The 12723-nt window shown below is 33.3% G+C and carries 10 protein-coding genes; 1 reads left to right on the top strand and 9 read right to left on the bottom strand.

All coding sequences use genetic code 11. The annotated features are described in order from the left end of the window. Nucleotides 1-12 precede the first annotated feature (12 nt). Nucleotides 13-141, top strand: coding sequence for a hypothetical protein (locus LQ189_RS16260; RefSeq protein ID WP_255667836.1), 129 nt, complete (start codon nt 13-15; stop codon nt 139-141). Between the two features lie 149 nt (nt 142-290). Here LQ189_RS16260 and LQ189_RS11200 read toward each other — a convergent pair whose 3' ends face one another. The 9 genes from LQ189_RS11200 to kdpB form a co-directional block, all read right to left on the bottom strand. Then, nucleotides 291-2309, bottom strand: a complete 2019-nt coding sequence (locus LQ189_RS11200) for a M13 family metallopeptidase (protein ID WP_230157057.1) — start codon at nt 2307-2309, stop codon at nt 291-293. A 368-nt stretch (nt 2310-2677) separates the two neighbouring features. Next, a complete protein-coding gene (locus tag LQ189_RS11205) occupies nt 2678-3088 on the bottom strand; it encodes a hypothetical protein (protein ID WP_230157059.1) in 411 nt (136 codons plus the stop codon). Between the two features lie 212 nt (nt 3089-3300). Continuing rightward, entirely contained in the window at nt 3301-4551 is a 1251-nt protein-coding gene (locus tag LQ189_RS11210; RefSeq protein WP_230157061.1) for a hypothetical protein, read from the bottom strand. A 176-nt stretch (nt 4552-4727) separates the two neighbouring features. Beyond that, on the bottom strand, nt 4728-5327 hold the full coding sequence (locus tag LQ189_RS11215) for a hypothetical protein (protein ID WP_230157064.1): 600 nt from the start codon (nt 5325-5327) through the stop codon (nt 4728-4730). Between the two features lie 320 nt (nt 5328-5647). After that, nucleotides 5648-7378, bottom strand: coding sequence for an ATP-binding protein (locus LQ189_RS11220; RefSeq protein WP_230157065.1), 1731 nt, complete (start codon nt 7376-7378; stop codon nt 5648-5650). 2 nt (nt 7379-7380) lie between these two features. Beyond that, nucleotides 7381-8508 (bottom strand): sensor protein KdpD, encoded by a 1128-nt coding sequence (locus tag LQ189_RS11225; RefSeq protein WP_230157078.1) that lies wholly within the window; start codon nt 8506-8508, stop codon nt 7381-7383. A 34-nt stretch (nt 8509-8542) separates the two neighbouring features. Continuing rightward, nucleotides 8543-9625, bottom strand: coding sequence for a porin (locus tag LQ189_RS11230; RefSeq protein ID WP_230157086.1), 1083 nt, complete (start codon nt 9623-9625; stop codon nt 8543-8545). 158 nt (nt 9626-9783) lie between these two features. Next, nucleotides 9784-10338 carry a K(+)-transporting ATPase subunit C gene (locus LQ189_RS11235; RefSeq protein WP_230157088.1) on the bottom strand — a complete coding sequence of 185 codons (555 nt, stop codon included), beginning with the start codon at nt 10336-10338 and terminating at the stop codon, nt 9784-9786. A gap of 347 nt (nt 10339-10685) precedes the next feature. Then, nucleotides 10686-12719 (bottom strand): potassium-transporting ATPase subunit KdpB, encoded by a 2034-nt coding sequence (kdpB, locus tag LQ189_RS11240; protein WP_230157102.1) that lies wholly within the window; start codon nt 12717-12719, stop codon nt 10686-10688. Nucleotides 12720-12723 lie beyond the last annotated feature (4 nt).

The following is a 12723-nucleotide window of genomic DNA, read 5'->3' on the forward strand; positions in this document are numbered from 1 at the left end:
GCTACTACAGGAATGTATACTAAAACCAAAGACTGTACCGATGATGGTAAAATTAGCAAAATTACCATTCGAACGCACATAGGAGATATCTATGGTTCCCCATTGTATGTAGAAAAAATAAAAAACTCTGCTGGACCATAATGAGGGAACCTTTCTATTCCGATTAAAAATCAACATAAATTAAAAGTTTAGATTCTACTGTAATTGAATTGAAATAGAACTTGCCAAAATGTTTTTTAAAACAAAAAAGCCCAGCATTTCTGCTGGGCTTTCGTTTGATATCAAATAGACTACCAAATTTTAACACGTTTATCGGTTGCTAAATAAAGTGAATCTGTTGGCTTAATATTAAATGCTTCGTAAAATTCTGGAACGTTGCGTACAACAGCATTAATTCTGAATTTAGCTGGCGAATGTGGATCCGAAGCAATTTGATTGCGTATTGCTTTTTCACGGCTTTTGTCTAGCCATACTTGTCCCCAACCTAAAAACACTCTCTGAATCCCTGTGAAACCATCCATTACTGGTGCTTCTTTTCCGTTAAGGCTTAGTTTGTAAGCTTTAATTGCAATACTTAATCCTCCCAAATCTCCAATATTTTCTCCAAGGGTAAACTCTCCGTTAAGATTTAAATCTGGAAATACTTTGAAAGCACTGTATTGATCTACTAATGATTTTGTTTTGGCTTTAAAAGCTGTTAAATCTTGTGGTGTCCACCAGTTTCTCATAACACCTTCACCATCAAAAGTACTTCCTTGATCGTCAAAACCATGACCTATTTCATGACCAATTACCGCTCCAATTCCGCCATAATTCACGGCGTCTTCTGCTTTTAAATTAAAGAAAGGCGGTTGCAAAATAGCTGCAGGAAATACAATCTCGTTCAAGGTAGGATTGTAATAAGCGTTTACTGTTTGCGGTGTCATTCCCCACTCTGTTCTATCAACAGGTTTTCCTAACTTGTTTAACATTCTGTTGTATTCAAATACTCTAGCTCTTTCTGCATTTCCATACAAATCGTTTTTAGCCACTTTTAAAGCGGAATAATCTCTCCATTGGTCTGGATAACCAATTTTAATCATGAATTTATCTACTTTGGCAAGCGCCTCTTTCTTGGTGTTTGCACTCATCCAATCTAGCTTCTTGATACTTTCGGCATACGCTTTCAAAAGATTTTTAACCATTCCGGTCATGCGTTCTTTAGCTTCTGGCGAGAAATGCTTTTTCACATATACTTTACCCACAATCTCTCCCAAACCACCGTTAACACTGCTTACACCTCTTTTCCAATCTTCTTCCTGAGCTTCTGTACCGTAAAGTGTTTTTCCGTAAAAGTCAAAATTTTGTTTGTCTAAAGCTGTTGTTAAATAATTGGCAGTATTATTAATCAAACTCCATTTAAGGTACGTTTTCCAAGTATCAATTGGCGTGTTTTTGATAATAGTATTTAAGCTTTTGGTATATTCCACCTGAGAAATTACAATTGTTTTTTCTTTATCGATACCTGCATTTTTAAGCATTGCATTCCAATCGAAATCAGCCATTAATTTTTTTAAATCGGCTACCTTGTATTTGTTATACAGTTTTGCAGTGTTTCTGGTTTCTTCTTTTTTCATGTGGCTGGTAGCCAATACGGTTTCCAAAGCCATGATTTTAGAAGCGCTTTCGGCTGCATTTGGAAGCCCCACCAACTGCAACATTTTTTCGATATGTGCTACATATTTCGCACGTGTTTCCACCATTTTGGCATCGGCTTGCAAATAGTATTCTCTTTCAGGAAGACCTAATCCGCCTTGCCAAGTCATTAACGTATATTGTTTTGGGTTTTTAAAATCTTCGGTAACCACTACAGAGAACGGCATTGAGACACCTGTTCTGTTTGATTTTCCAAAATAAGCTGCCAAGTCAGTATAATTTGCAATAGCATCAATATTTTTCAATTCTGGTTGAATTGGCGCAATTCCTTTGGCATCACGGTCTTTTCTGTTCATGAAAGAGCTGTAGTAATCGCCAATTTTCTGTTCGTCTGAACCTTCGGCAAAAGTACCTTTTGATGCTTCTTCGATAATTGCTTTTACATCCTTTTGAGATTGATCATACAAAATATCAAAAGCACCGTAAGACGTTTTATCTGCTGGAATTTTATTGTTTTTTACCCAGGTTCCATTTACATAGGCATCAAAGTTGTCACCAGGATTCACAAGCGTGTCCATATTTTTTTTGGTAACACCCGAAATTAATTCTTCTTTTTTATTGCACGAAGCCATAAGAACGACTGCAGCAACCAAAGAAATTTTTAGGTTTTTCATTGTTGAAGTTTTATTAGTTGGTTTAATATATTTTCTTACTTTCTTAATAGTTAGTTGCTTTTTTAGCAATTTGTTACATTAAAAAGTAGTAATTGTATTTTTATGGAATTTAATGAGTGATTTACTTTATTCGAGACTATCATCTTAACTAAGGTTTTAAAAATTTTAAACATTTAAACATTTGGAGGTATAAACAATTTTTATAAACTTCAAAAATGCTGTGATTAAGTTAGTTAGTCATTTTTTAATGTTTTTCAGCTTGGCGAAGTGGCAGATTTATAATCACTTACTTTCAACTAAACACTAATGTTTATTAGAATTCCTAATGTTCAATTTAGCACTAAACCCGCTATTTTGCCATACTGCGGTTAGCGGTTCAGGCTTTTTTCTTTCGGGAGCAATATTGATCTATTATTTAATTCTATACATATAAAGTAACCGAAAATTACTCCGATTATTGACGCAACAATATCACTAAAATCAAAAGTTCTGTATGTTAAAACGTTTCCTTGTACAAGTTCGTAACCAATTAGACCTACTAAGGCAAAAAAAGCATTTTTTATGAATTTATTTTTGTTATAGAAATTTTGAGTGAAATAAAAAAACATAATTAGTAGTCCCGCAAAAAAGTTTGGTGATGTGTCTGATATTCCAAAATCTTGTATATGGTTCTCTGTTATATATTGTCTATAAATAGATTTAAATAAGATTGCAATTATTGTCAATGCAATAATAATTAGCCAAACATATTTACTCTCTTTTAAACTTATAAATTTCATTTTTATACTTTTTAAATAGTTACTTTATTTTGTTAACGACTGTCTTTTAGGTCTATAAATATATTGAAATCCAACACCTTGCTAGTACGCGATGGTCGGGGTAAATAAAGAAATTATTTTCGGTTTTTCACTGACTTTGCAAATACAAAACCAACTTTAAATTAAGCCCAAAACCTGCCATTTTTGCAAACTGCTGTTGTGAGATCGGTTATTTATTTGTCTAATTCTTCTATTGGTTTATTCGCTTTTGAATTACTTATTAATATTGCATAATCAAAATAATCAGTCGTTGTTTTACCTTTCAAATCGTTTTTGTTTGACTTTTTAAGAAATAATTTTATTTCCATTAAATCAGTTTGATTTTTTTTGTAAGGTGAATTTTCATTATTCAAACGATAAAGTGTTAAATTTGATAATCTGTTGATTTTAAGTTTATTTATTCCTTTGAAATATTCTTTCCAATAATCACCAATGCCAAAACCACCTTCAGTTGTGTAGCCAATATATTTCTTGTTTTCGTCATATTTTAAATCCCAAAGCACTCTACTTTTAGTTAAAAATCCCGCAATTGAAATAATTTCTTCCTTTTTGTAAATGCTGTTTTCTATCAACCTTGTAAACAATGATGGATAATTATTTTCTCTGTCTTTTTCAATGTGGAAAAATCCCATTCTTACAAAATGAGGATTAGATTTAAAATCATACAAAGTATTTAAAAATAAATAATTATCATAAATTGTTTTTTCTCTATCTCGTTTTTTAAATGTTAGATTTATGTTTTCAATTAAGTTATCGATGATTTTTTGATTTTTTGAAATAGATTGAAAATATGGTTTGTTATTTTCATAATCAGCCAAAAAGTTTTTTAAAATAGTTTTAGAATAGCTGTCATAGTTTGGCGAATAATCGGTTGTGTCAATTTTCACCATTGCGACTAAATTATCATACGATTCATATTTGCCTTTTTCTGTTTGAAATAACTCGATTAGAAGTTTTGATGTATATTTATATGTTACAATAAAGTCAATTCCAACAACTTCAATTTTATCTTTTGCTAATTGATTATCATTAATTTTTTTGATATTTTTCCATTTATTATAAGTTTCTATAGTTTTTTCTTGTGGAACTCTATTTCCATAATGCTTTACCAAGTCTTTCAATAAAATTGTGTCACCAGATTTTAAATACTGGTTAAAATAATGAGCAATTCCAAAATCGGTTTCAGGCAAGTAATATTTTATTTTTTTATTTTTGATGAGATTTTTAAGTAAAATATTTTCTATATTTTCTATTTTCTGGCTTCCATGATAAGCACCAAAACCCATTATTTTAAAATTTTTTTGAGGAAATTCAAAATCTGATTTCATTAAGTCGAAACGATTATTTTTTAAATATTCGTTTTTTGATTGGGAAAATGCTGATTGGATAAATAGAACCAACAATACTAATGTTTTAATTTTCATGCTATTATGTTCGTTTTTCATTAACTGTCGCACAACTTTCTGGCGCTTGACGAGGTTGCGAACTTTGGAACCGATTATTTTCTATTAAAGATAAAATTTCTTGTGAAATGTAAACGTGAATTTACTACAAGATTCGCAATCTTGCCAAACGCCTATTGTGTGCAGTTCTATGGTCATTATATTGATAAAACAGGGTAACAAAAAGAGTCGTGTTCTCCTACCATAAAGTAAAACTCATCCTTTTTATTTATGCATTCAAACTCATTTTCTTGATGTAATTCATAAAAAGTTTCATGAATTGCAATTACACCTTTAACTCTGTAACAATCAGCTAATTCACAGGTTAAATCAATTTCACAATTGTCAACATAAGAATTGAAAAAATTAAGAGTAATTCCGTCTATTTGTTCAAAATTTTCAGCAAAATCGTATTCAAAACCCATATTTATATTAATATTTTCAAAGTTTTTTTCTTCCCAATCAATTATCCCATAAGCATATGCTTCTAAATTAATTGAATCTGGAACATAATGTTCTAATAATATTGCGTCTAATTTTTCTTCAGAATTTATTCCATTCTCGATATTAGTCCAATAGCTTTTTAGATTAGTTTTAATTTCTTTTTTTAAACTTTCTTTATATGAATCAAAGTTGAAATTTAAAAGGTTATCAAAACATAAAGCTAAATTTTCGTTTCTATTTGTTTTTTTAAATTCTGAAATAACTCTTTCAAGTTCAATTTTTAATTGTTCTTTGATTTCTTTGTTTGTTAACATACTGTTTTAAATGTTAAGTTTGATTTATATAAAAAGTATTTTTTTTTCAACGTCTGCGGGTGAATTGCACCTAGCTTGTAAATAGGCCTCACAAAATCAAACACATCACACCAAAACCGGGTTGGCTTGTCTGACTAAAGTTATCATTTTGCTTTTGCTAATCTATAATTAAAACATTACAAATAAAAATATTTTTAAGTATCTAATCTTACATGGTTTGTACCCTTGTTCCTTTTAAGAAAATCTCCTCAAGCTCTTTCATTTTCATAATTATCCGATAACCAATGTTTTCAACGTCTTTGATCTTTGAGATATTCTCATTAATGAACATTACTAGGAAGCTTAAAATAAAAAGTACTACCAAGTCCTAATTCACTTTCTACTCCAATAATTCCGTTTTGTGCTTCAATAAATTCTTTGCTAATGGCTAAACCAAGGCCCGTTCCAGATTTTTGGCTACCTGGAACTTGGAAATATTTATCAAAAATTTTAGTTTTATAACGGGTATCAATTCCTTTTCCAGTATCAATCACTTGAAAAACAACTTGATGGTTTTCATTTATAACCTTTACAATTATCGTACTGTTTTCTGTTGAATACGTAATTGCATTGGTTAAAAAATTAATCAAAACCCAAGCAGTTTTTTCACTATCCGCTTTTATATCCGGTAAATTTTGATCAGTCTCGACAACTAGTTCAATTTGTTTTTGTTCTGCTTGCACTTTTACGGCTTCGGCAGCGTAGTTCATAATTTCATAGGGATTACTATTCTCCATATTCAGCTTTATATTCCCGGTTTCTAACTGCGACAATTCCAATAGTTCCCCAGTAATTTTTAATAACCGCTGACTATCGTCTTTAATGCTTTCTATTAATTGCTTTTGATCTTCATTAATGTTGCCTGTTTCTGCTTTTTCAAGTAATTGTAAACTTAATTTTATGGATGAAATCGGGGTTTTCAATTCATGTGAAACGGTAGCAATAAAATTGGTTTTAGCAAAATCCAGTTCTTTAAAAACAGTAATATTTCTTAAAATAATAACATTACCAATGTCAATAATTTGATCTTCTCCTGTGGGTTTAATGGTAATGTTTATGGTTTCTTTTTCGAAGTAACTTTCTTTGCCATCAGCAAAAATTTTCATGGGAAGCGATTTTTGTTTTTCGTTTGACAGATCTTTAATTACTAACGATTTCATCAAATCATTGGTCAGAGCAAGAGTTGTTACGAGTTTACCCATAACGTCCTCTGATTTTAAACCAATTATTTTCAAAGCCTCATCATTTGCAAATAAAATCAAACCCTGATTGTCTAACCCGATAATTGGGTCATGCATGTTGTTGATTAAAGTTTCTAGTCTTTTCTTTTCAAATGACAGTTTATACAAATTACTATTGTTGTATTCCTGCAGTTTTTCGGCCATGGTGTTGAATGATTTGGCCAAATCTCCAAATTCATTGTGGTTCATAAAATGCACTCGTTGCGAATAGTTTTTATTGGCTATTTGTTTGATACTGTCCGTGAGTTCTTTTATTGGATTGGCAATATTGTTGGGCAAATTCACTAATAAATTGAACGCAATCAAAAAGCAAAGTGTTCCTGTTACTGCAATCCAAAAATTAGCAGTCTCTGCTGTGTGTTTTGCAATATCACTTTTTTCTTTTATCGCATTCATATTCAATTTCATAATCTTGAAAATGTCTTGACGAATTTGGCTTTTCAAGGTTTCATCAGTTCTGCTATCTTTCAATAAATCGAAATTTTTCTGCAAGTTATAGGTCGCTTTGTCTTCGCCAGCCTCTGTAATATTGGCAATTTGTTTGGTAATATTGGTTTCAAAAATAATAACTGCCTTTTCTTCATTCCCATTAATTTCATCTAACGAAAGAAGCATGTTTCGCGAATATTCTAGCGTGTTGTAATTGGCTTTCAGAATATTTTCGGTGTCTTTTTTTATCGAAAAAATATAAAATGCCGCTACTAATGAAAGTATGATTATCATTATAAAAAGCAATCCAACACCCAGGTTTAATTTGGTTTTAATTTTCATTTTTAAGATAGAATTATAAGATCAATATTGGATGAGGTTAGGTTGTTCAACAATTTATTGAAAACAGTTGTCGATAAAATTACTTTAAATAAACTCAAATGCGGTTTCCCGATGCAAACGGTGGTGATTTGTTTTTGCGCGACCATATTTAAAATAGCATCTGTTATATGAGTATTCTGAACTTTAATTACTTCGGCACCAAGTTGTGTAGCCAACTTGAAATTATTAATAAGATGCCGCTGTTTGTCAAGTGCAATTTTGTCGCTGCTTTCTTTGGGCGTTTCTACATACAAAACACACCATTTGCTGTTGTAATAACTCGCTAATCGGGCCGTTTTTCTTATGATTGTCTTAGCGATTTTGTCGTTACTACTGATACAAGCCAGCAATCTTTCATGTTTTACTGCAATGTTTTTGGGTACTTCACTTTCCACTTTCCGATTGACTTGACTCGCTACTTCCTTCAAGGCCAGTTCCCGCAATTGTAAAATTTGATCGGATTTAAAAAAATTATTCAGCGCCGTAGGAATTTTATCTGAAGTATAGATTTTACCTTCTTTCAAACGGGTAATCAACTCATCTGAAGTCAAATCAATATTGACCACCTCATCCGCCAATTTCAAAACACTGTCTGGAATGCGTTCCTGAACGTCAATATTTGTAATGTTTTTTACATCTGCATTTAAACTTTCTAAGTGCTGAATATTCACTGCAGAAATCACATTTATGCCTGCTTCTAAAATCTCCAAAACATCCTGCCACCTTTTTTCGTTTTTGCTTCCTTCTATATTCGTATGCGCTAATTCATCTACAATAACCACTTCTGGACGCAAATTGATAATTGCTTGTAAATCCATTTCTTCAAGCAATTTCCCTTTATAAAAAAGGGTTCGCCTTGGAATGACTGGTAAACCCTCTAGTAGTTCGTGTGTTTCTTTCCGATTGTGCGTTTCTATAAACCCAATCTTTACATCTATCCCGTTTTTCAACAAGGTATGTGCTTCCTGTAACATCCTGAAAGTTTTGCCCACACCGGCACTCATACCGATGTAGACTTTAAACTTTCCTTTGCGTGATTTCTGAATTAAATCAAGAAAGTGTTTGACATTATTTTCTTTTTCGTTGTCCAATTTGGTTTTAGGATTTTAAATTTTAGAAAAAAAATTAAAAAGAAATAGCCAATGCTGTAGTTAAAAATACATTTTGATTGCTAGGATCAGTGTTTTTCAAAAAGATATCGTCTTTACTATTCAAAGTTCTTGCTTCTATTCTAAACATCACATTATCGGCAACTAAATAATCAAAATTTGTGGAGAATCCGTATGTTTTAAATCCGTTTGGTGATGCGGTTGCTATTATTACTCCTTTTTCATCGGCGTAATACTCCGCTCTTGCTGCCAATTGGATTTTAGTTGTCGGTTTGTATTGCGCTATTAAAATCGGTGCAAACCAAATATCATATTGGTCACTTTCTGTTGCTTTTTGTTGCGCTCCAATATCAAAACCAGCAATTAAACTTGTTTTTTCAGACACTTTAAATTGTCCGTAAAAATTATTGAAATAACGCCATTTTTTCACATTATCTGGTTGTTCATTCCCCACATAGGTACTCCAGTTTAATGTGGTTTTGGCAGTAGGTTTATAGGTTACCTGTGTACCAAAAGCCGGTGTTTGGTTGCCATCAATTTTCTGGATGCGTTGCCAACCGTTTAAATACATCGCAGCCAAATACCATTTTTCATTTTTTGACGTATATCCAATCTTCACACCCGCTTCATAATACGGAGAATTATCAGCCAAAATACTTCTAGTCAAAGTGGCGCAGTCCTTACCAATTGCGCTTTCAAAACCAATATGTGACGGCATAATTCCCGCATCAACCCACAGATTGTGTTTCGACGAAATTTTCACACCCACATTCGCTTCATACACATTTTTTAGTAAATCCTGTTCTGTTGCTAAATTGTACTGGGCATACGTTCCAGCCATTAAGGCAAAATTCCCGCGAACATTCTCTTTAGCATAATTTACCTTCGCCAATCCTAAATTTAAATTGACCTCATTGTGTTTGTTATGACTGTAAATAAATCCGGGTCTTACATGGTTGTCTGGCTCTCCAAAATCATAACTGTAATACGTTTCTACATAACCCGAAAACGTGAAAGGACTTTGTGTTTTTTCAGTTTCTTGTGCACTAACTGTTGTTATCCCAAAAGCTATTAAAGCGCTACTTATTATTTTTTTCATTTCTATTATTTTTAGAAGCTAATCCCGCTATCATTCCAATCTTTTGTCTTGTAAAAAAACGAGACAAAAGGATTTTCCCTTCTATCGGGGCTAGGGCATCTCGTTTTTAAAGACGTTATTTTTTTTATTTGTCATTCTCTTTTCTATTGAAATCATTCCTATTTCAATTCGTCCAAGGCTACATTCAACTCTAGAACATTTACGGTTGCAGTTCCTATTACTGCTGGTGTATTGATTTTAGTTTTTACCAAAGCTTTTACTTTATTTTCTGATAATTTTCTCTCTTTCGCCACCCTTTTTACCTGAATCAGCGCTGCTTGCGGAGAAATATTAGGATCTAACCCACTTCCCGAAGCCGTCACCATATCCGCAGGAATATCTGATTTTTTAAGATAAGGATGCACGATTAAAAAAGTGTCGATTCTTTTTTGCACCAATGCTAAATAATCAGGATTACTCGGTCCTTTATTGCTTCCCCCACTTCCTGCAGCGTTATAATCCACAGCTGAAGGTCTTCCCCAAAAGTAGTTGGATTTATCGAATTTTTGCCCAATTTTTTGATACCCCACCACTTTTCCGTTTACGGTAATTGTTTCTCCTTTTCCTTTATTGGGAGCCAATTGTGCTATTCCAAAAATTGCCATTGGGTAAATAACCGCTAACAATATCACCATAAATAAGGTGAATTTTAATATTGAAAATATATTTTTCATTTTTCTTTGTGTAAAATGTTAGATGTGAAATGTTAGATGTGAAAGGTTGGATGTGAAATGTGAAATGTTAGATGTTAGATGTGAAAAGTTGGATGTGAAATGTGAAATGTTAGATGTTAGATGTGAAAAGTTGGATGTGAAAAGTTGGATGTGAAAATGTTAGATGTAAAATGTTTTCTGTGTTTTTTGTTTTTAATATTTCACTTTTTACATTTCACAAATCAATTTTTACTGATTACTTTTTACTAATCACTTTTTACTGATTACTTTTTACTGATTACTTTTTACTGATTACTTTTTACTAATCACTTCTTACTAATCACTTTTCACAAATCACTTTTCACTAATTACATAAATAATGCTACAACCAAGTCAATTATTTTAATTCCAATAAATGGGATGATCAAGCCACCAAGACCATAAATCAAAAGATTTCTCTTTAAAATAGCACTCGCCCCGATCGGTTTATAATCAACTCCTTTTAGCGCAAGCGGAATCAATATCGGAATGATAATCGCATTGAAAATAACCGCAGATAAAATCGCACTTTCTGGACTGTGTAATCCCATAATATTTAATCCTTCAAGAGCAGGAATTGCCGTAATGAAAAGCGCAGGAACAATGGCAAAATATTTGGCCACATCATTCGCAATAGAGAAAGTAGTAAGCGTTCCTCTGGTCATCAATAATTGTTTTCCAATTTCAATGATTTCAATTAACTTGGTGGGATCATTGTCCAGATCGACCATGTTTCCAGCTTCTTTAGCTGCTTGAGTTCCGCTATTCATGGCCACACCAACATTGGCTTGTGCCAAAGCAGGTGCATCATTAGTTCCATCGCCCATCATCGCTACGAGCTTGCCTTGTTCTTGTTCATTTTTGATGTAATTCATCTTATCCTCAGGTTTGGCTTCGGCAATAAAATCATCTACACCAGCCGCTTCGGCAATAAACCTGGCTGTCAACGGATTATCTCCGGTTACCATCACCGTTTTTACACCCATTTTTCTCAAACGTTCAAAACGTTCTTTCATCCCCGTTTTGATAATGTCCTGCAATTCAATAACCCCTTGAACTTGAGCATTTTTTACAACCACCAATGGCGTTCCACCTTGTGATGAGATAGCAATCACTGCTTGTGCAATATCCTCGGGGAAAATAGTTCCCGCTTTCAGTGCAATATTTTTTGCTGCATCCTGAGCACCTTTTCTAATATCGGTTCCATCTTTTAAAACAACACCACTGGTTCTGGTTTCAGCAGTAAATTTGATTAAAGTAGCACCTTCAATAGATAGTTTGTTTGCCACTTCAATTCCTGCCAGTTCCACAATACTTTTGCCTTCGGGCGTGTCATCAGCCAGCGAACTCAAAACTGCATATTTGATAAAATCGTCTTGTGAAATTCCTTTGGCAGCATAAAAACGAGTCGCTTTTCTATTTCCAATGGTGATGGTTCCGGTTTTATCCAAAAGCAATACATCAATATCTCCGGCAGTTTCTACCGCTTTTCCTGATTTAGTAATCACATTGGCCCGCAATGCTCTGTCCATTCCTGCAATTCCAATCGCTGATAACAAACCGCCAATCGTTGTTGGAATCAAACATACAAATAGAGAGATGAAGGCAGCAATGGTTATCGGTGCATTGGCATAATCGGCAAAAGGTTTTAAAGTCACACAAACGATCACGAAGATTAGCGTAAATGCTGCCAACAAGATTGTTAAGGCAATTTCATTAGGTGTTTTCTGGCGGCTTGCTCCTTCTACTAAAGCTATCATTTTGTCCAGAAAGCTCTCTCCAGGTTCGTTTGTCACAATGACTTTGATTTTGTCTGACAATACTTTAGTTCCACCGGTAACTGATGATTTATCTCCACCCGCTTCCCGAATTACAGGAGCGCTCTCTCCTGTAATGGCACTTTCATCTATAGTGGCCAATCCTTCGATAATTTCACCATCAGTGGCAATTAAATCACCAGCTTCACAAACAAAAATATCGCCTTTCTTTAATTCAGAAGAACTGATATTCTTAATTTCGCCGTTGGCTAAGACTTGTCTTGCCGGGGTTTCTTCGCGAGTTTTTCGCAAACTATCCGCTTGTGCTTTTCCCCTTGCTTCGGCAATAGCCTCGGCAAAATTGGCAAACAAAAGCGTTGCTAACAAAATTAAAAATACTATGAAATTGTAAGTAAAACTGCCTTGGTCTTGTGCGCCAAATAAAATGGCAATACACACAGCAAGCATAATGGCAGTTCCAATTTCAACGGTGAACATGACCGGATTCTTGAACATTATTTTCGGGTTTAGCTTTACAAAAGACTGCACTAAGGCATCTTTTACTTGCTTACTTTCGAATAATGAATTGGATTTATTGTTATTCATTTTT

The organism is Flavobacterium sp. CECT 9288, from assembly GCF_918731615.1.
GTDB lineage: Bacteria > Bacteroidota > Bacteroidia > Flavobacteriales > Flavobacteriaceae > Flavobacterium.

What these genes read in the sequence shown, in the direction of transcription:
- LQ189_RS16260 (WP_255667836.1), top strand. Translation starts at nt 13, where the DNA reads ATGTATACTAAAACCAAAGACTGTACCGATGATGGTAAAATTAGCAAA.
- kdpB (WP_230157102.1), bottom strand. Translation starts at nt 12,719, where the DNA reads ATGAATAACAATAAATCCAATTCATTATTCGAAAGTAAGCAAGTAAAA.
- LQ189_RS11235 (WP_230157088.1), bottom strand. Translation starts at nt 10,338, where the DNA reads ATGAAAAATATATTTTCAATATTAAAATTCACCTTATTTATGGTGATA.
- LQ189_RS11205 (WP_230157059.1), bottom strand. Translation starts at nt 3,088, where the DNA reads ATGAAATTTATAAGTTTAAAAGAGAGTAAATATGTTTGGCTAATTATT.
- LQ189_RS11210 (WP_230157061.1), bottom strand. Translation starts at nt 4,551, where the DNA reads ATGAAAATTAAAACATTAGTATTGTTGGTTCTATTTATCCAATCAGCA.
- LQ189_RS11215 (WP_230157064.1), bottom strand. Translation starts at nt 5,327, where the DNA reads ATGTTAACAAACAAAGAAATCAAAGAACAATTAAAAATTGAACTTGAA.
- LQ189_RS11200 (WP_230157057.1), bottom strand. Translation starts at nt 2,309, where the DNA reads ATGAAAAACCTAAAAATTTCTTTGGTTGCTGCAGTCGTTCTTATGGCT.
- LQ189_RS11230 (WP_230157086.1), bottom strand. Translation starts at nt 9,625, where the DNA reads ATGAAAAAAATAATAAGTAGCGCTTTAATAGCTTTTGGGATAACAACA.
- LQ189_RS11220 (WP_230157065.1), bottom strand. Translation starts at nt 7,378, where the DNA reads ATGAAAATTAAAACCAAATTAAACCTGGGTGTTGGATTGCTTTTTATA.